The organism is Variovorax sp. GW458-11-26-14-LB1, assembly GCF_059423965.1.
On the sequence record NZ_JBWKYW010000019.1, the window covers coordinates 1 to 18,244 of the forward strand.

The 18,244-nt window shown below is 68.0% G+C and carries 15 protein-coding genes; 4 read left to right on the forward strand and 11 right to left on the reverse strand.

What is annotated here, in order from left to right; translation table 11 throughout:
* Nucleotides 1-1,255, forward strand: a 1,255-nt coding sequence (gene lysA, locus AC07YS_RS14650) for a diaminopimelate decarboxylase (RefSeq protein WP_495275719.1), incomplete at its 5' end; no start/stop codon positions are given.
* A 7-nt stretch (nucleotides 1,256-1,262) separates the two neighbouring features.
* On the opposite strand, the gene msrQ is transcribed toward lysA, so the two are convergent.
* The 5 genes from msrQ to AC07YS_RS14675 all read right to left on the reverse strand — a co-directional run bounded on the left by msrQ (nucleotide 1,263) and on the right by AC07YS_RS14675 (nucleotide 7,367).
* Complete coding sequence (gene msrQ / locus AC07YS_RS14655; protein WP_495269290.1) at nucleotides 1,263-1,916, reverse strand: protein-methionine-sulfoxide reductase heme-binding subunit MsrQ; 654 nt, start codon at nucleotides 1,914-1,916, stop codon at nucleotides 1,263-1,265.
* Nucleotides 1,917-1,947: 31 nt separating this feature from the next.
* Nucleotides 1,948-2,961, reverse strand: a complete 1,014-nt coding sequence (gene msrP / locus AC07YS_RS14660; RefSeq protein ID WP_062471788.1) for a protein-methionine-sulfoxide reductase catalytic subunit MsrP — start codon at nucleotides 2,959-2,961, stop codon at nucleotides 1,948-1,950.
* 116 nt (nucleotides 2,962-3,077) lie between these two features.
* On the reverse strand, nucleotides 3,078-4,397 hold the full coding sequence (gene ccsB / locus AC07YS_RS14665; RefSeq protein WP_095743751.1) for a c-type cytochrome biogenesis protein CcsB: 1,320 nt from the start codon (nucleotides 4,395-4,397) through the stop codon (nucleotides 3,078-3,080).
* The gene (locus AC07YS_RS14670) at nucleotides 4,394-6,574 is read right to left on the reverse strand and encodes a cytochrome c biogenesis protein ResB (protein ID WP_495269287.1); all 2,181 of its coding nucleotides are present in this window, start codon (nucleotides 6,572-6,574) and stop codon (nucleotides 4,394-4,396) included. Before AC07YS_RS14670 ends, ccsB begins: the two co-directional genes overlap by 4 nt.
* A gap of 121 nt (nucleotides 6,575-6,695) precedes the next feature.
* Nucleotides 6,696-7,367: a c-type cytochrome gene (locus AC07YS_RS14675; protein WP_095743749.1), complete on the reverse strand. Its 672-nt coding sequence runs from the start codon at nucleotides 7,365-7,367 to the stop codon at nucleotides 6,696-6,698.
* Between the two features lie 71 nt (nucleotides 7,368-7,438).
* On the opposite strand from AC07YS_RS14675, the gene yihA reads away from it, so the two are divergent.
* Both yihA and AC07YS_RS14685 read left to right on the forward strand, forming a co-directional pair.
* Nucleotides 7,439-8,176 carry a ribosome biogenesis GTP-binding protein YihA/YsxC gene (gene yihA, locus AC07YS_RS14680; RefSeq protein ID WP_307584259.1) on the forward strand — a complete coding sequence of 246 codons (738 nt, stop codon included), beginning with the start codon at nucleotides 7,439-7,441 and terminating at the stop codon, nucleotides 8,174-8,176.
* Between the two features lie 90 nt (nucleotides 8,177-8,266).
* The gene (locus AC07YS_RS14685; RefSeq protein ID WP_495269286.1) at nucleotides 8,267-9,178 is read left to right on the forward strand and encodes an alpha/beta fold hydrolase; all 912 of its coding nucleotides are present in this window, start codon (nucleotides 8,267-8,269) and stop codon (nucleotides 9,176-9,178) included.
* Between the two features lie 95 nt (nucleotides 9,179-9,273).
* Here AC07YS_RS14685 and AC07YS_RS14690 read toward each other — a convergent pair whose 3' ends face one another.
* Together AC07YS_RS14690 and AC07YS_RS14695 are read right to left on the reverse strand one after the other, a co-directional pair.
* Nucleotides 9,274-10,158 carry an LpxL/LpxP family acyltransferase gene (locus AC07YS_RS14690; protein ID WP_369644650.1) on the reverse strand — a complete coding sequence of 295 codons (885 nt, stop codon included), beginning with the start codon at nucleotides 10,156-10,158 and terminating at the stop codon, nucleotides 9,274-9,276.
* Nucleotides 10,155-11,054 (reverse strand): lysophospholipid acyltransferase family protein, encoded by a 900-nt coding sequence (locus tag AC07YS_RS14695; RefSeq protein ID WP_095948316.1) that lies wholly within the window; start codon nucleotides 11,052-11,054, stop codon nucleotides 10,155-10,157. The genes AC07YS_RS14690 and AC07YS_RS14695 overlap by 4 nt, the downstream gene beginning before the upstream one ends.
* 232 nt (nucleotides 11,055-11,286) lie before the next feature.
* Here AC07YS_RS14695 and metK point away from each other — a divergent pair, with 232 nt between their 5' ends.
* The gene (metK, locus tag AC07YS_RS14700) at nucleotides 11,287-12,471 is read left to right on the forward strand and encodes a methionine adenosyltransferase (RefSeq protein WP_062471813.1); all 1,185 of its coding nucleotides are present in this window, start codon (nucleotides 11,287-11,289) and stop codon (nucleotides 12,469-12,471) included.
* Between the two features lie 74 nt (nucleotides 12,472-12,545).
* Here metK and AC07YS_RS14705 read toward each other — a convergent pair whose 3' ends face one another.
* Genes AC07YS_RS14705 through AC07YS_RS14720 form a run of 4 tightly spaced genes read right to left on the reverse strand, consistent with a single transcriptional unit; the run spans nucleotide 12,546 to nucleotide 18,233 of the window.
* Entirely contained in the window at nucleotides 12,546-14,672 is a 2,127-nt protein-coding gene (locus AC07YS_RS14705) for a TonB-dependent receptor domain-containing protein (RefSeq protein ID WP_495269285.1), read from the reverse strand.
* Between the two features lie 37 nt (nucleotides 14,673-14,709).
* The gene (locus AC07YS_RS14710) at nucleotides 14,710-14,922 is read right to left on the reverse strand and encodes a hypothetical protein (RefSeq protein ID WP_070059960.1); all 213 of its coding nucleotides are present in this window, start codon (nucleotides 14,920-14,922) and stop codon (nucleotides 14,710-14,712) included.
* Nucleotides 14,919-16,106 carry a PepSY-associated TM helix domain-containing protein gene (locus AC07YS_RS14715; RefSeq protein ID WP_492728418.1) on the reverse strand — a complete coding sequence of 396 codons (1,188 nt, stop codon included), beginning with the start codon at nucleotides 16,104-16,106 and terminating at the stop codon, nucleotides 14,919-14,921. The genes AC07YS_RS14710 and AC07YS_RS14715 overlap by 4 nt, the downstream gene beginning before the upstream one ends.
* Before the next feature lie 30 nt (nucleotides 16,107-16,136).
* Nucleotides 16,137-18,233: a TonB-dependent siderophore receptor gene (locus AC07YS_RS14720; protein WP_495269284.1), complete on the reverse strand. Its 2,097-nt coding sequence runs from the start codon at nucleotides 18,231-18,233 to the stop codon at nucleotides 16,137-16,139.
* Nucleotides 18,234-18,244 lie beyond the last annotated feature (11 nt).

Consider the following 18,244-nt stretch of genomic DNA (forward strand, 5'->3'; position numbering starts at 1 on the left):
CGGCCACCCCCACATCGCCCACCGCGACGGCGCGCTGCACGTCGAGGGCGTCGCGCTCGACGCGCTGGCGCGCACGCACGGCACGCCGCTGTTCGTCTATTCGAAGCAGTGGATGCTCGATGCCCTGGCCGCCTACCAGCGCGGCTTCGAGGGCCGCGACGCGCTCATCTGCTACGCGATGAAGGCCAATTCCTCGCTCGGCGTGCTGCGCGTGTTCGCCGAAGCCGGCTGCGGTTTCGACATCGTCTCGGGCGGCGAGCTGTCGCGCGTGCTGGCGGTGGGCACCGATCCGAAGAAGATCATCTTCTCGGGCGTCGGCAAGACGCGCGCCGAGATGCGCCAGGCCCTGGCGGCCGGCATCGCCTGCTTCAACGTCGAGAGCGAAGCCGAACTCGACGTGCTCAACGAAGTGGCGCTGGCCGAGAAGGTGCGCGCACCGATCAGCATCCGCATCAATCCGAACGTCGACCCGAAGACGCACCCCTACATTTCCACCGGCCTGAAGGGCAACAAGTTCGGCATCGCCCACGACCGCGCGGTGCAGGCCTACCAGCACGCCGCCCGGCTGCCGGGCCTCGAGGTGGTCGGCATCGACTGCCACATCGGCTCGCAGATCACCGAAGCCTCGCCCTACCTGGACGCCTGCGACCGCGTGCTCGACCTGGTGGAAGCCATCGAGGCGGCCGGCGTGCCGATCCACCACCTGGACTTCGGCGGCGGCCTGGGCATCGACTACAACGGCGAAGTGCCGCCCAAGGCCGATGCGCTGTGGCAGCAGCTGCTCGCCAAGCTCGACGCGCGCGGCTTCGGCCAGCGCAAGCTGGTGATCGAACCCGGCCGCTCACTGGTCGGCAATGCCGGCGTGTGCGTGACCGAGGTGCTCTACACCAAGCCCGGCGAGGACAAGAATTTCTGCATCGTCGATGCGGCCATGAACGACCTGCCGCGCCCCGCGATGTACCAGGCCTTCCAGAAGATCGTGCCGCTGCGCGAGCGCACCGGCGACGCCCCGACCTACGACGTGGTGGGCCCGGTCTGCGAAAGCGGCGACTGGATCGGCCGCGATCGCGCACTCAACGTGGTGGCCGGCGACCTGCTGGCCGTGCTGTCGGCGGGCGCGTACTGCATGAGCATGGCGAGCAACTACAACACGCGCGGCCGTGCCGCCGAGGTGCTGGTGAGCGGCGCCAGCGCCAAGCTGATCCGCCGCCGCGAGACGATGGAAGACCAGCTGCGCGCCGAGATCGACGGCTGATCCGGTCTCAGCCGGTGCGCAGCGGCTTCTCGCTGCCGCGCACGGCCACGGTGGGCCTGGCCTGGCGCTTGCGCGCGAAATTCCAGACGCGCCACGCCAGCAGCACCCCGATGATCGCGGCGTAGACGAACACTTCGGCGAAGTTGTTCTTGCCCGCGCGCATCCAGAAGAAGTGCAGCAGCCCGAGCCCCGCGATCCCGTAGACCAGCTTGTGCAGCAGCTGCCAGCGCTTGGCGCCCATCGCCTTGATCGCGCGGTTGAACGACGTGGCCGCCAGCGGCGTCAGCAGCACGAAGGCCGAGAAGCCCACCAGGATGAACGGCCGCTTGGCGATGTCCTTGGCGATCTCGCCCCACTCGAAGCCCATGTCGAACCAGCTGTAGCACAGCAGGTGCAGCACCACGTAGAAGTACGCGAACAGGCCCAGCATGCGACGCAGCCGCGCCAGCGCATTGAGCTTGGCGATCACGCGCAGCGGCGTCACCGCCAGCACGATGCAGATGAAGCGCAGGGTCCAGTCGCCCGTCGCGCGGATCAGGAACTCGGCGGGGTTCGCGCCCAACCCGTCGGTGAAGGCGCCGAAGGCCAGCCGCGCGAATGGCAGCAGGCACAGCAGGAAGACGACCGGCTTGGTCGCCGGGTGCATGAGCAGCTTGTTCAGCATGGCGCAACGACCGGGCGGGCGCGCCCGCTCAGTAGTTCTTCTTCAGGTCCATGCCGGCGTAGAGCTGGCCGACCTGCGCCTCGTAGCCGTTGAACATCTCGGTCTTGCGCCGCTTCGCGAACAGGCCGCCGCCGTCGCCGATGCGGCGCTCGGTCGCCTGGCTCCAGCGCGGGTGGTCGACGTTCGGGTTCACGTTCGAATAGAAGCCGTACTCCTGCGCCGCCGCCTTGTTCCAGGCCGTGCTCGGCTCCTTCTCGACGAAGCGGATCTTGACGATCGACTTGGCCGACTTGAAGCCGTACTTCCATGGCACCACGAGCCGCACCGGCGCGCCGTTCTGGTTGGGCAGCACCTCGCCGTACATGCCGAAGGCCAGCAGCGTGAGCGGGTGCATCGCCTCGTCCATGCGCAGGCCCTCGGTGTAGGGCCAGTCGAGCACGCGCGAGCCGACGAAGGGCATGGTCTTCGGGTCGGCCAGCGTCACGAACTCGACGAACTTGGCATTGCCCTGCGGCTCGACCTTCTTGATGAGCTCGGCCAGCGAGTAGCCGACCCACGGGATCACCATCGACCAGCCCTCGACGCAGCGCAGGCGGTAGATGCGCTCTTCCTGCGCGCTGAGCTTGAGCAGGTCCTCGATGCCGTACTTGCCCGGCTTCTTGACTAGGCCTTCGACCTCCACGGTCCACGGCCGCGTCTTGAGCGTGCCGGCGTTCTTCACCGGATCACCCTTGTCGACGCCGAACTCGTAGTAGTTGTTGTAGCTGCTCGCGTCCTTGTAGTCGGTGAGCTTTTCCATCGTCTGCGCGCCCGGCACGGCCGATTTGGCGCCCGGCAGCAGGGCCAGCTTGTGCGGGCCGGTCGCCTGGGCGAAGGCCTCGCGCCCGGCAAAGGTGGCGAGCGCCGCACCCGCGGCACCGCCGGCCATCAGCTTGAGCAGGTCGCGCCGGCCTTCGTAGGCGGCGCGCGGCGTGATCTCGCTCGACAGCGGATGGTTGAAACCGTGGGTGTCGCGACGGTGCGAACGGGAAGGGAACGACATGGCAGGCCTTTCGCGTGAATCGTTGTGCTCAGGGTAGTTCGTGACATGCCCCGGTTTGGTTACGCGCCATGGCGGCGCGTGGTTTCAATTCTTCGCAAAAGGCGCCAAGCCTGCGCTTACAGCGTGCCGTAGCTGTGCAGCCCGCTCAGGAACATGTTCACGCCGAGGAAGGCGAAGGTGGTCACGGCCAGGCCGGCCAGCGCCCACCAGGCCGCCACGGTGCCGCGCAGGCCCTTCACGAGGCGCATGTGCAGCCAGGCCGCGTAGTTGAGCCAGACGATCAGCGCCCAGGTTTCCTTCGGGTCCCAGCTCCAGTAGCCGCCCCAGGCGTCGGCCGCCCACAGGGCGCCGAGCACGGTCGCGATGGTGAAGAAGGCGAAGCCGACGGTGATCGACTTGTACATGACGTCGTCGAGCACCTCGTTGGCCGGCAGGCGCGCCGCGATGCGCTTGCGCCCCAGCAGGATGCCCGCGGCGATCAGCGCCGAGATGCCCGCGTAGATCACCCAGTAGCTGCCGCCGGCTTCCTGCACGCGCTGGCGGAAGGCCACTGGCACGAAGCACAGCGCCACGCCCAGCAGCCAGATCGGCGTGAGCTTGTACCAGCGGGTCTCGCTCGCCTGCTCCTTGATGAGGTAGGCGAAGGCCACCATGGCCGCGAGCGCGAAGGTGCCGTAGCCGATGAAGTTGGCGGGCACGTGCAGCTTCATCCACCAGCTCTGCAGCGCAGGCACCAGCGGCTGGATCTCGTGCGCCTCGCGCACGATCGTGTACCAGAGCAGGAAGCCCACCGCCGCGCTGACCACCAGCATCACGAAGGCGCCCAGTGCGCGCGTGTTGTAGCGCTCTTCGAAGTACAGGTAGAACGCCGCCGTCAGCCAGCAGAACAGCACGAACACTTCGTACAGATTGCTCACCGGGATGTGGCCGATGTCCGGGCCGAGCTGGTGGCTTTCGTACCAGCGCACCATGGTGCCGATCAGCGCCATGGTCACGGCCGCCCAGGCCAGGCGGGAGCCGATCAGGTCGAAGGTGTCGGCCTGCTGCTTGCCGGCGGCAAAACCGATCCAGTAGAACAGCGTGCTCATGAAGAACAGCACGCTCATCCAGAGGATGGCCGACTGGCTCGACAGGAAGTACTTGAGCCAGAACACCGAATCGGCGCGCGCCAGGTCGCCCTGGTAGGAGCTGATGGCCAGCAGCGAGGCCGCGGCCACCACCAGGGTCAGCACCCGCAGCGGGCGCCAGAACCAGCAGATGCCGATAACCGAAATCAGCGCGGCCACCAGGATCGGCTTTTCGTAGCTGTCCATCGAGCCGGCGTGGCGCATGAAGGCGAACGCGCCGCCGGCCAGCACCAGCGCCGCGAACACCCAGTCGAACAGGTTGCGGCGGGAGAGCCAGCTTTCGTGGAGCGTGAGGGTCGTGGTGTTCATGGTGACGCCGGTTCTTCTTTCTTCAGGGCGAGCAACCTGTGCTTCAGGTGCTCGAATTCGCGATCGCTGTCCAGGGTCTTGCGGTTGACCGAGAACGCCATCGTGGCGACCGTTTCGCGGCCGTCGTTGTCTCCAGAGGCGCCGCCGCCGGGTGTCAGCCACACCCACAGGCGGCGCTCGCGCACGTACAGCATGGCAAAAATACCGACGATCAGCAACAGACACCCCAGATAGACGATGTTCTTGCCAGGGGCGCGCGCCACCTGGAACACGCTGGCCTGCACCTGGGTGAAGTCGGTCATCATCATCGCGACCGGCGCCGGGTAGAAGTGCGCGTCGCTCAGCGCCAGCACGGCCTGCGTCAGGTAGCCCTGCGATTTCTCGTCGTTCGGCAGCGCGGCCAGGCCGGCGCCTTCGCGGCTCAGGTTGAGCACTTCGAACAGCACGTCGTTGAGGATGCGCACCAGCACCGTGCCGGCGCGTTCGCGCTCGGCCTCGGGCACGTTGGCTTCCATGAATTCGGCAATCGCCTGCCAGCCGCCCTGCGATGCGGCGTCGGCCTTGGCGCGCTCGGCGCCCGAGAACAGCGCCAGCGCACGGGCGGCCGACACGCGCAGCTGCTCGGCCATTTCGGGGCGCTTCGGGTCGGTCGCCTTGGCGATGTAGCGCTGGATGGCGCGCTCGCGCGTGGCGGGGTCGCCCAGCGCGGTGCGCATGCGCACGAAGCCGTCCATCGAACCCTGCTCGTCGGCCGGCACGCGCAGGTAGCGGAACGGCTCCTCGGGCTTCTCGCGCATGCCCAGCAGGAACACCGGCTGGCCGTCGCCGGCGTCGACCGGCACCATGTAGTTCTGGTATTCCCGTGCCTGGCCGGCCGCGTCACGCAGCTTGTAGCCGATGCTGGGGCCGATGTTGCGCAGCACCTTGGGCTTGTTGGTCTTGTTGGCGGCGCCCAGGCGCGACTCGATGCCGTGGCGCAGGTCGACCTTGCGCACGTCGGCGCCGCTGCCCATGGCGCCGCCGTCGGCGAAGTTCTCGACGTTGATCACGCGCAGCGCGGCGTACTCGAGCGTGAGCTTGTCCTTGCCGTTGGTGATCTCGGTGCTCGGGCCGCCGATGATGCCCTCGACCTCGAAGGGCTTGGCCGCGGCCGCCATCGGCACCGCCTTGAGCTTCACCGTGGAGCCGCCGTCGTCGAAGCTCGACTGGTAGATCTCCACGCCCTTGTAGCTGGCCGGGTGGTTCACCTCGATGCGCGCCGGCACCTGCTCGCCGCTCTCGCGGTCGTGCAGCACCACCTCGCTGGCGAACAGCTTGGGCATGCCGGTCGAGTAGTAGTCGACGATGAACTTCTTCAGCTCGATGGTGAACGGCAGCTCCTGCAGCAGCACGCCGTCGGCCTGGTTCAGGATGGCCACGTTGCCCCGCCCGCCCTCGGGCACGAGGATGTTGCCGCGGAAGGTCGGGTTGGCGGTCGACAGGCGGTGCTCGGGCGCCACGTCGGCAATCATGCCGCCGCCCGTGAACACGCTCTTGCCGTTGAACCAGGTCTGGGCGCGCACCACCAGGTCGCCGTCGAGCAGGCCGCCGATGCACACCAGCACGATGGCGCTGTGCGCCGCGATGTAGCCCAGCTTGTGCGCGCCGCCGGCGCGCGCAGCCACCATCCAGCCCGCCGCGGCCTTGCCGTCGGCGCTGGCGTTGCGCTGCTGCAGCTTGACCTTCCAGCCGCCGCTCACGAGCAGCTGGCCGATGCGGTTGGCCGCCATGTCGGGCGTTTCCGCCAGGCGGTTTTCGGCGCGCTGGCCGAAGGCCTTGAGGCTCTGCGCGCGGATGTCTTCCTGGAAGGTGCGCAGGTCGATCAGGATGCGCGGCGTGTTGCGCGCGACGCACAGCGACGTGCTGATCACCAGGAACAGCAGGATCAGCAGGAACCACCAGGCGCTGTAAACCGAGTCGAGCCGCGCCGTGCGGAACAGCTCGGCCCAGAAGGGCCCGAACTGGTTGATGTAGTTGTTGATCGGCTCATGCTGCTTGAGCACGGTGCCGATGATCGAGGCGATGCAGATGACCGTCAGCAGCGCGATCGCGAAGCGCATCGACGACAGCAGTTCCACCGCGGCGCGAAGCAGCTGCGGGCCGCGATGCACGCGAAGGCCATGGGTGGAAACGGTCATCGGGAGGGAACCAGGAAAGAGGAAAAAAACAAAAGGGCGGGCCATCCTCCTGGATCGGCCCGCCCTTTGTTTGGGATTTTTATCGGCGGTTAGTTCACGCTGGACAGCGCGACGGCGGAAATCAGCGCAGGCCGGCGATGTAGTCGGCCACGGCCTTGATTTCGCGGTCGTTGAGCTTGGCGGCCACGCCGTTCATGGGCGAGCTGTTCAGGCGGACGTTGTCGCGGAAGGCCACGAGCTGGGCCACGGTGTAGTCGGCGTGCTGGCCGCCCAGGCGCGGGTACTGGGCTGGAAGGCCAGCGCCGTTCGGGCTGTGGCAGCCGGCGCAAGCGGGAATCTGGCGATCGCCGATGCCGCCGCGGTAGATCTTCTCGCCGAGGGCGACCGTGTCCTTCTCCTTCGAGAAGCCCGGCTTGATCTTCTTGGAGCCGACGAACCAGGCGATGTTGCGCATGTCTTCTTCGGACAGCGCCGAGGCCAGCGGCTTCATGATGGCGCTCTTGCGCTTGCCGGACTTGAAGTCCTGCAGCTGCTTGAGGATGTATTCGGGGTGTTGTTGCGCCAGCTTGGGGTTGGCTGCGATGGCCGAGTTGCCGTCCGCGTTGTGGCACGAAGCACAGCTTTGGCTGTTGGCCGGCGTCGCGTTGAACAGCGTGTCGCCCTTGGCGGGATCGGGCTTGGCCGGCTTGGCGGCTGCCGCTGCGGGGGCAGCGGCATGCTCATCGGCTGCAAAACTCGCGCTGGCTGCGACGCCCATGAGGGCTGCAAGCAGAATATTGGCAAACAACTTCATATCGGGGGCTTCGAATTTATGGCGCAAAACCCCGCGATTCTACAATGGCGCCCCGTTCCGAAAGCCCATTGATGACCTCCCCGCGCGCCAAGTCCGCCGCTTATCCTCCCCGCGCGGCCCCTGCCGTGGACCCGCAGGTCGCTGAACGCGAGCGCGTGGCCCTGGGTTGGCTGCACACCGCCCACTTCCTGACCAGCGCTCCGCAGCTGGAGCACCTGCCCCCGGTCGACCTGCCCGAGATCGCTTTTGTCGGCCGATCCAACGCCGGCAAATCGACCGCCATCAACACCCTGACGCAGCAGACGCGCCTGGCCTTCGCCTCGAAGACGCCGGGCCGCACGCAGCACATCAACCTGTTCGGCATCGGCAAGCAGAAGGTCGACGACGCCGTGCTGGCCGACCTGCCCGGCTACGGCTACGCGGCCGTGCCGAAGGAAGCCAAGCTGCGCTGGCAGCGCGTGATGGGCAACTACCTCATGACGCGCGAAAGTCTGCGCGGGGTTGTCCTGATGTGCGATCCGCGCCACGGCATGACCGAGCTCGACGAGATCCTGCTCGACGTGATCCGTCCGCGCGTCGAGCAAGGCCTCAAATTCCTCGTGCTGCTGACCAAGTCCGACAAGCTCACGCGCACCGAAGCCGCCAAGGTGCTGTCGATTACGCGACTGAACGCCGGCGGCGGCGAGGTCAAACTGTTCTCGGCCCTGAAGAAGCAAGGGGTCGGCGAAGCGGCCGAGCTGCTGTGGCGCTGGGTGCATCCCGACGACGCCGCGCCAGCGCCCGCGCCGCCACCGGCCGACGACGCCTGATGCGCTAGAGGAACCGGCTGCATCGAGCGTCCCGTCTGTGAAGTTCACTATCAAAACAATAGCGACAGTCAACCCAAGGAGACACGAAGCATGATCGAGACCTTCCAACGCAGCCTGCCCAACGGCACCACCCTGAGCTGCCGCGCCGCCGGCAAGCCGGGCCAGCCGCTGATGGTGTTCCTGCACGGCTTTCCCGAAGCCGCGTTCATCTGGGACGAACTGCTCGCCTACTTCTCGGACCCGGCCCACGGCGGCTACCGCTGCGTGGCGCCGAACCTGCGCGGCTTCGAGAAGTCCAGCGCGCCCACGGAAGTGGCCGACTACAAGGCCCACCTGCTGATCCAGGACATCCAGCAGCTCGTGGCCACCGAGAGCGCCGACGGCACCATGGCCGCACTGGTGGCCCACGACTGGGGCGGCGCCTTCGCCTGGGGCTACGCCAACGCCTTCCCGCAGCAGGTCGGCAAGCTGGTCATCATCAATTCGCCGCACCCGGGCACGTTCACGCGCGAGCTGCGCAACAACCCGGCGCAGCAGCAGGCCAGCGCCTACATGCACTTCCTGGCGCGCCCCGACGCCGAAGCCCTGCTCGCGGCCGACGACTTCAAGCGCATGTGGCCCTTCTTCCTGCTGATGAAGGCCGGCCCGGACGGCTTCGGCTGGCTCACCGAAGAGGTGAAACAGCAGTACCGCGAGGTCTGGAGCGCGGGCCTCACGGGCGCCTGCAACCTGTACCGCGTGACGCCGATGAAGCCGCCACTGCCGGGCCAGTCGATCGACAGCATTCCGGTGCTGCCGCGCGAACGCCTCACGGTGACCATGCCGACCTTCGTGTTCTGGGCACTCGACGACGCCGCGCTGCTGCCGGGCCTGCTCGAAGGGCTGGAAGAGTACGTGCCGAAGCTCGAGGTCAAGAAGGTGCCCAACGCCACCCACTGGATCGTGCACGAGCAGCCGCAGCTGGTCGCGCGCGAGATCGAAGGCTTCCTGGCACGCAATTGAGGCGGCCGCCGCCGGGCCGCCCCAAGGCGGGCCGCGCCTCCCCCTCGGGGGGTGGAGTTACACGCAGCGAAGCGAAGTGAAAAGCCGGGGGGCTTTCAATAGATCGGAGGCTCGCCCTCGGGGCGGGTCTTGAACCGGCGGTGCACCCAGTAGTACTGGGACGGCATCGTGTCGATGTAGCCCTGCAGGCGCTCGTTCATGAGCGCCGTGTCGGCCTCGACGTCGTCGGTCGGGAAGTTCTGCCACGCCGACAGCACCTGGATCTCGTAACCACCGGGCGTGAGCTTCGCCACCACCGGCACCACCTTGGCCTTGCCCAGCCGCGCGAAGCGCGAGAGCGACGGCACGGTGGCCGCCTGCACGCCGTAGAAGGGCACGAAGATCGTCTGGTCGCGCCCGAAATCCATGTCGGGCAGCAGGTACAGCAGGCCGCCCTTGCGCAGCCCCGCGAGGATGGGCTTGATGCCGTCCACCCGGTTGAGCGCCGCCACGTCGCCGAAGCGCGTGCGGCCTTCGCGGATCCAGGCGTCGACCATCGGGTCGCGCTGGGTCGTGTAGATCGTGGCCGACGGGCGCGCCGTGTGCATGGTGAGCGCGGTGGCCGCGGCATCGAGCCCGTAGAAGTGCGGCGCGAACAGGATCATCGGCGCCTCGCCCTCGGCGATCTCGCGGATTTCCGGCGCCGCGCCCACGATCGTGAGCCGGCTCTTCACCACCTTTTCGGGCGCATGCCACAGCCAGCTGCGGTCCAGCCACGACTGCGCGACGAAGACGAAGGTCTCGCGCGCGATGGCGCGGCGCTCGGCCTCCGATTTCCCGGGGAAGCACAGGGCCAGGTTTCGGTCGACCACGCGCCGCCGCGGCACGGCGATGGTGTGCAGCAGGCGGCCGAGGACCCTGCTGAAACCGCGCACGAGCGGCAGGGGCAGCGGGGCCAGCACCCGCATGAAGCCGATACCGAGTCGGGAACTGAGACTCATGGCGCGGCCCCTCCCGCGGCGTTGGCCACCACGGCGGGTTCGCCGCGCGGCTCCTTGTAGCGCGCGTAGTCCCACACGTACTGGCCGGGCAGGCTGTGGATCAGGCGGCCGATGCCGTCGTTCATGGCGGCGGCGGCGTCCTCGATGGAGGCCTCGGGGTCGGTGAGCGCGGTGCCGACGATCGGCTCGAAGCGGATCACGTAGCCCGCGCCGCGCGGCAGGCGCTCGCACACGCTGAGGAAGCAGGCGGCGCCGGTCTGTTGGGCCAAACGGGGAAGCAGGGTCATGGTGTAGGCGGGGCGGCCGAGGAAAGGCGCCCACACGCCCTGCCCCAGCGGCGGCACCTGGTCGGGCAGGATGCCGGTGTAGCCGCCGCTGCGCAGCGTGCGGATCAGGCCGCGCACGCCGGTGTTGTTGGTCGGCAGGGTCTGCAGGCCGGGCCGGTCGCGCGAACCCGCGGCGATCAGGTCGGCCATCCATTTCTTGCGCGCCGGACGGAACAGCGCGGTGATCGGCCCGAAGTCCGCGAGAAAGCGCTCGCCGATGGCCTGGCCGCACATCTCCCAGCTGCCCAGGTGCGGTGCCACGAGGATCACGCCCTTCTTGGCGCGCATCGCGGCCTCGAAGGCCTCGACGCCTTCCCAGCGCACCACGCGCGTCAGCACGCTCTCGCCCTGCGGGCGCAGCCACAGCCAGGGCAGCTCGGACGCCATGTGGCCGGCGGCGGCGATGGCGGGACGGTACTGCGCGGGCGAGAAGCCGGCGCTCTCGGCGTTGGCCTTGAAGCGGCGGCGGTAGTCCGGCGCGCACCACCAGACCAGCCATCCCAGCAAGGCGCCGAGCCGATGCATCAGCGGCATCGGCACGCGGGCAAGCAGGCGGAACAGGGTGATCATTGAACGGGGAGGGGGAGAGAGTCAGGGAGGGTCAAAAGGCGGACGCGCGCGCATGGTATTGCGCGGCTCGAATAGAATGCAAATTGTCGCCGAGTTACGGAACAACTTGCAGGGCGACACCCACAAGCGCGAATGCGATTGTGTCCCGTCGATTCATCGACATCTGCTAAAGCGTTCGCCAGGGCTCCGCAGAGTTGGCAACGCGCCAATTGAACTTCAAGGAGTGACCACAGTGGCGAACGACTTTCTCTTTACCTCCGAATCGGTCTCCGAGGGCCATCCCGACAAGGTCGCGGACCAGATCTCGGACGCGATCCTCGACGCGATCTTCGAACAAGACCCCCGCAGCCGCGTCGCCGCCGAAACGCTGACCAACACCGGCCTCGTGGTGCTTGCCGGCGAGATCACGACCAACGCGCACGTCGACTACATCCAGGTCGCGCGCGACACCATCAAGCGCATCGGCTACGACAACACCGAGTACGGCATCGACTACAAGGGTTGCGCGGTGATGGTCTGCTACGACAAGCAGTCCAACGACATCGCCCAGGGCGTGGACCACGCCTCCGACGACCACCTGAACACCGGCGCCGGCGACCAGGGTCTGATGTTCGGCTACGCTTGCGACGAGACGCCCGAGCTGATGCCCGCGCCGATCTACTACGCCCACCGCCTCGTGGAGCGCCAGGCCCAGCTGCGCAAGGACGGCCGCCTGCCCTTCCTGCGTCCCGACGCCAAGAGCCAGGTCACGATGCGCTACGTGGACGGCAAGCCCCACAGCATCGACACCGTGGTGCTCTCCACGCAGCACAGCCCCGACCAGAGCGAAACGCCGACCAAGATGAAGGCCTCGTTCAACGAAGCCATCATCGAAGAGATCATCAAGCCCGTGCTGCCCAAGGAATGGCTGCAGAACACGCGCTACCTGATCAACCCGACCGGCCGCTTCGTCATCGGCGGCCCGCAGGGCGACTGCGGCCTCACCGGCCGCAAGATCATCGTCGACACCTACGGCGGCGCCTGCCCGCACGGCGGCGGCGCGTTCTCCGGCAAGGACCCGTCCAAGGTCGACCGCTCGGCCGCCTACGCCGCGCGCTACGTGGCCAAGAACATCGTGGCCGCCGGCCTGGCGCGCCAGTGCCAGATCCAGGTGGCGTACGCCATCGGCGTGGCCCAGCCGATGAACATCACGGTCTACACCGAAGGCACCGGCGTGATCCCCGACGAGAAGATCGCCGAACTCGTGCGCGAACACTTCGACCTGCGTCCGAAGGGCATCATCCAGATGCTCGACCTGCTGCGCCCGATCTACCAGAAGACCGCCGCCTACGGCCACTTCGGCCGCGAAGAGCCCGAGTTCACCTGGGAAGCCACGACGCAAGCGGCCGCACTGCGCGCCGCAGCCGGCCTCAAGTAAGCACTGCGAATACCGGGTCTCAAGGCCCGCCGTCCCCTCGGGGCGGCGGGCCTTTTCATTTCATGGCGCGTTCTTCAGAAGCGGTACGCGCCGCTCAGGCCCACCGTCCAGTTGCGACCGGGCGCGGGCTCGTAGAAGCGCGCATTGCCTTCGTTGACGATGACCGAGCCCATGTAGCGCCGGTCGAACAGGTTGTCGACGCGCGCGAAGGCGTTGAAGTCCCAGCGCTCCCACTTCTTCAGGTAGCCGGCGTACAGCGCCGCCACGGCGTAGCCGTGCGCGCTCGCGGTGTTCATGTCGTTGGCCTGGATGCGGCTCAGTGCGCGCATCTCGACACCGGCGCGCCAGCCCTCGGGCGGCACCCAGCCGAGCGAAGCGAACAGCGATTGGCGCGCGATGCCCGGGATGCGGTTGCCCGCGTTCGCGGCATTGCCGCCCGCGCAGGGCGACGGCGAGCAGAACGCATCGCGGTAGGTCGCGTCCAGCCACGTGTAGGCGACCTGCGTGCGCCAGTGGTCGGCCGTCTCGTGCTGCCAGCCCAGCTCGAAGCCGTTGCGCCGCGTGCGCCCGGCGTTCTGGAAGGTGGCGCGGCCGCCGCTGTTGGTGGCGGTGACGATCTCGTCGCGCGTGCGGGTGTGGAACAGCGCCGCCGTCAGCAGCCCGCCGGCCAGCCTCGCCTTCGCGCCCACCTCGAGGCTGTCGTTCACCGAAGGCCGCAGCCCGAAGTTGAGCCCGCTGGCGCCGCCCGGGCGGTACGACAGCTCGTTGAGCGTCGGCGTCTCGAAGCCCCGGCCCACCGAGCCGTACACCGCGAGATCGGGCGTGGCCTGGTAGCGCAGCGAGGCCACGGGCAAGGTCTTGCTGTAGCTCGCGCTGCCGCTGTCGTTGCGGTTGGCACCACCGATGTAGAGGTCGTGCGAGTCGAAGTGCACGCGGCTGCGGCGCACGCCGGCCTCGAGCGTCCAGCGCTCGGAAAAACGCCAGGCCGCCTGCGCATACGGATCGAGGTTCCAGACCTCGTTGCGCTCGTTGCGGCGCAGGCGCCCCTGCACGCCCAGCAGGGGCGCGGCCACCGGGCCCAGGTAGTTCTCGTAGCCACGGCGGCGCTCGCGCAGGCTGTCGTAGCCCAGGCCCGCCACGAGATCGAAGGGCCGGTCGGCCAGCTGCAGTGCGGCGGTCCAGCGCAGGTCGACGCCGCCGTACTGGCGCGTGAGGTCGATCACGCCGCCCGCATGCAGCGGGCTCTGCTGCGCCGACGGCGGGATCGACTGGAACTGCACGGTCTTGCGCTCGCCGCCATAGACCATGAACTGCAGCGCCTGCTCTGTGTTGATACGCCGCTCGTAGCGCAGGCCGACCTGCGTCTGCTCGACCGTCTTGCGCGTGTCGTACTGCAGCGCCAGCGGTGCCTTGCGCGGTGCCTGCGCGACCTGTTCGGCCGTCAGGCCCAGCGGGTCCTGCGCCTCGATGCGCACGCTGTTGAACACCAGCGTGAGCTTGTCGCCGTTGTCGAGCGCGACGCCCAGCTTGCCGTTCGCGATGTTGCGCCGCGCGGCGCTCTGCTCGCGCCAGCCGTCGGTGCGAAAGTGGCTCGCGCCGAGCAGGTAGTCGACCGCGCCCTGCGAGCCGCTGAGCTGCAGCGACTGGCGCCAGCTGCCGAAGCTGCCGCCCGCCAGCGCATACGACAGGCGCGGTGCGCCCTCCCCCGAGGCCGTGAACGCCTGCACCACGCCGCCCGACGAATTGCCGTACAGCGCCGAGAACGGCCCGCGCAGCACTTCGACGCGGTCGACCGAGCCGATGTCGATGTTCGAGGTCTGCCCCTGGCCGTCGGGCAAGGTGGCCGGAATGCCGTCGACGTACAGGCGCACGCCGCGCACGCCGAAGGTCGAGCGCGCGCCGAAGCCGCGCACCGACAGCTGCAGGTCCTGCGCGTAGTTCATGCGGTTCTGCACCTGAAGGCCGGGCACGGCGCCCAGGCTCTCGGACAGGTTGACCTGCATCCGGCTGTCGCGCATCTCGTCGCCATCGACGCGGTCGACCGAGCCGGGCACGAGAAACGGAGACAGCGTGCCGCGCGGCGTCGAAACGGTGACATCGCGCAGCGTGCCAGCCGGCGACGTTGCAGGCTGCTGGCCGTGCACGGCCAGCGGAGCGCCCAGGATCAGCAGGCGAAGCGGGTAGGAGAGTGCGGCATTCATCGGCACCGATTCTGCGTCGGTGCCCTGCCCCTTTCGCCTAGCGCGAACCCGTGCGCGGCGAGCGGCGCCAGCCGTACCAGGCGCACACGAGCACCGGAATGCCCAGGCCCACCCAGGCCACCATGTCGCCGAGGCCGCCGTCGCTGAACAGCGCGGTGATCAGGCCGACGGTGGTCATCACGCCCAGCGCGATCGGCCAGCCCCACATGCGCCAGAAGGACTGGTGCGGTGCCTTGTGGTGCGTCGTCATGCCTGCACCTTCATGGCCGGTGCCGGGTCGGGCTGCGGGCCCGATACCGTGGCGGGCGCCGCAGTCGTCGTGGTCGTCCGTGCCGGCACGGTGTTGCCGCGCTTGAGCCACAGGTACAGCCCGCTGCCCAGCACGATGATGGTCGCAATGTCCAGCAGCGCCCACAGGATCTGCATCGGCATGCCGCCGTAGTCGCCGAAGTGCAGCGGCTGCGACACCAGCAGGCCCGTGAGGTACCACGGCATCTTCGGCGCCGCCGTCACCTCCGCTGTCTTGGCATCGACCAGCACCGGCTGCAGCAGCTTCGAGGTGAAGGGCTCGTTGCCGCGCAGGAAGAAGGTCGTGTGGTGCGGGCTCGAGAACGAGGTGCCCGGGAAGGCGATGAACGACAGCTTCATGCCCGGCGCCTTCTGCATCGCACCTTCCATCGAGCGCTGCAGCGAGCCGCGCTCGGCCACCGGCACCACCGGCTCGTTCTTGTAGGGCGCGAGCAGCGTGCTCAGCTGGTCGTACTGCCAGTACTTGATGATCAGGTCGGCCCAGGTGTTGATCATGCCGGTCGAACCCACCACGAACAGCCACACCAGCGTGACGATGCCCAGCAGGTTGTGCAGGTCGAGCCACTTCAGGCGCGGGCGCTTCTCGCGCCGGACGGTCCCGAAGTCGAGCTTGCGCATGAACGGCGAATACAGCACCACGCCCGAGACGATGGCCACCAGCAGCAGCAGCCCCATGAAGCCCAGGAACAGCTTGCCCGGCAGCCCGGCGAACAGGTCGACGTGCAGCTTGAACATGATGTACATGAAGCCCTGGCTGAACTCCGGCTGCGCCAGAACGACGCCGGTGCGCGCATCGACCGCCACCGATTTGAAGTCTTCGGTGGGTTCGGGCGTGGGCGTGAGCGTGACGAACCACAGGCCGTCGTCGTCCTCGGGCTGCGAGACGAACTGCACCACGCGGTCGGGGTGCTTGGCGCGGCCGATCTCGACCACCTTGTCCAGGCTGATGCGCGGCGTGTTCGCCGGCATCTTCGGCGCCTCGACCTCGGTGCCCAGCAGGTGGCCGATCTCGTGGTGGAAGATCAGCGGCAGGCCGGTGATGCACAGCAGCAGCATGAACACCGTGCACACGAGGCTGCTCCACTTGTGCACCCAGGCCCAGGTCTTGATCTTTCGGCTGTCCATGTCGTCGTGCGTCGTTGGGTGGTGAAAAGGCTAGAAGCGGTAGGTGGCGCTCGCCACGATGTTGCGTCGCGCACCGTACCAGCAGTCACCGCGCGACAGGCAGGTGCTGAAGTACACCTTGTCCGTCACGTTGTTGATGTTGAGCGCATAGCGCCACTGGGCCGTATCGTAAGCAAACACCAGGTCGGCCAGCGCCACGCCCGGGATGCGCGGGCCGGTGCCGAACTGGGTGTCGCGGAACGAGCTCATCACGCGCACGCCGGCGCCGGCCGAGAAGCCGCTCATGCCGGCCACCGAGAACCTGTACTTGGCCCAGAAGCTGGCCTGGTGCTTGGGCAGGCCTTCGATCTGCGCGTCGGCGTCGGTGTAGTTGTAGTGGGCGATCAGGTCGAGGTTGGTGCCCACCGAGCCCTTGGCTTCGAGCTCCACGCCCTTGGTCTTGGTGAGGCCGCGCTGCGAGAACACCTTCGGCTGCTCTTCGACGATCTGGTTCTTCTCGCGCAGGTCGTACACCGCGGCGCTGAAGGCCATGGCGCGGTTCTTCGGCTCGTACTTCAGGCCCACTTCCCACTGCTCGCCGCGCAGCGGCGAGAAGATGCGGCCTTCGCGCGGCGACTGCGGCGTGAACGACTCGCTGTAGCTCAGGTACGGCGACCAGCCCGAGGGATGGGCGTACATCACGCCCAGTCGCTTGGTGGTGGCGCTGCTCTTTTGCTCGTCGCTGCCGGCGGCGCTGGACACGGCGCGGTCGTGGCGCAGGCCGGCCACGAAGATCCAGTTGTCGAGCTTGATCTGGTCCTGCAGGTACAGGCCGGTCTGGCGCTGGCGGGTGCGCGGACGCGCCACGCGCTCGGGTTCGTCCACGTGGCCGTACACCGGCGCATAGAGGTCGATGGTGTCGACGGTGGTGCCGCCCCAGACGTTCTCGCGCTGGCGCGCGAAGTCCGCGCCCACGAGCAGCGTGTGCTGGAGCGCGCCGGTCTGGAAGTGGCCCTCGACGTGGTTGTCCAGGGTCTGCGTGCGGTTGCGCGTCAGCTGGCTGTCGAAGTAGCGCGGGAACACGCGCTTGAAGATCGGGTCGGTCGACCAGCTGTCGAAGCCGCTGAACGCACCGCCGTAGTGGTAGCGGTTGTCGTTTTCGTTCTTCGCATAGCGGAAGTTCTGGCGCACGGTCCAGCTGTCGTTGAACTTGTGCTCGAACTGCCAGCCGAAGGTCTGGCGCTCGCTGTTGTAGTAGTCGCCGGCCTCGCCGATGAAGCGGCTGGCCGGCACGCGGCCGTTCGGGTTCGGCAGCAAGGTGCCTTCCCACGGCAGGAACTGCGAGCTGCTGCCGCTCTTGTCTTTTTGCCACAGGCCCTGCAGCGTCAGCGAGGTCGCTGCGTTGGGGCGCCAGGTGAGCGAGGGCGCGATCACGCTGCGGTCGTCGGGCACGTTGTCCACCTGCGAGTCGGACTTGCGCTGCAGCGCGATCAGCCGGTACGACAGCGAGCCGTCGGCGTTCAGCGGACCGGTGAGGTCGGCCTGCACCTGCTTGCGGCCGAAGCTGCCGAACTGCACGCCCACCTCGCGCTGGGCCTCCTGCAGCGGCCGCTTGCTGACCATGTTGACCACGCCCGCCGCGGTGCCCGCGCCGAACAGCATGCCCGAGGGGCCGCGCAGCACTTCGAGGCGCTCCAGCGTGTAGGGCTCGGTGCGCGTGGTGCTGGTGTAGTAGCCGTAGGCCTGGCGCAGGCCATCGAGGTAGATGTCGGGATAGGCGCCGCGCACGCGGATCGAGTCGGTGCGCGAATCGACACCGTAGGCGTCGGAGCGCACGCCCGCCGCGTAGTTCAGGGCGTCCTGCAGGTTGTTGGCACCCTGGTCGACCATCTGGTCGCGCGTGATCACGGTGACGGACTGCGGCGTTTCCGACAGCGGCGTGTCGGTCTTGGTGGCGGTGACGGCGTTCTTCGCGCGGTAGCCGATCACGGGCGAGGTGGCGGTCTCGGCTTCGGCATTTGCATCGACGCGCACTTCAGGCAGCGAGCCCGTGCCGCCCGTTTGCGCCAGAACGTGCTGCTGCGTGTAGATCGCCAGGCAGCCCGCCAGCACCGAAGCGGCCCTGCGCCGCGCCCTCATTCTTGCCATGTTTTTATTGC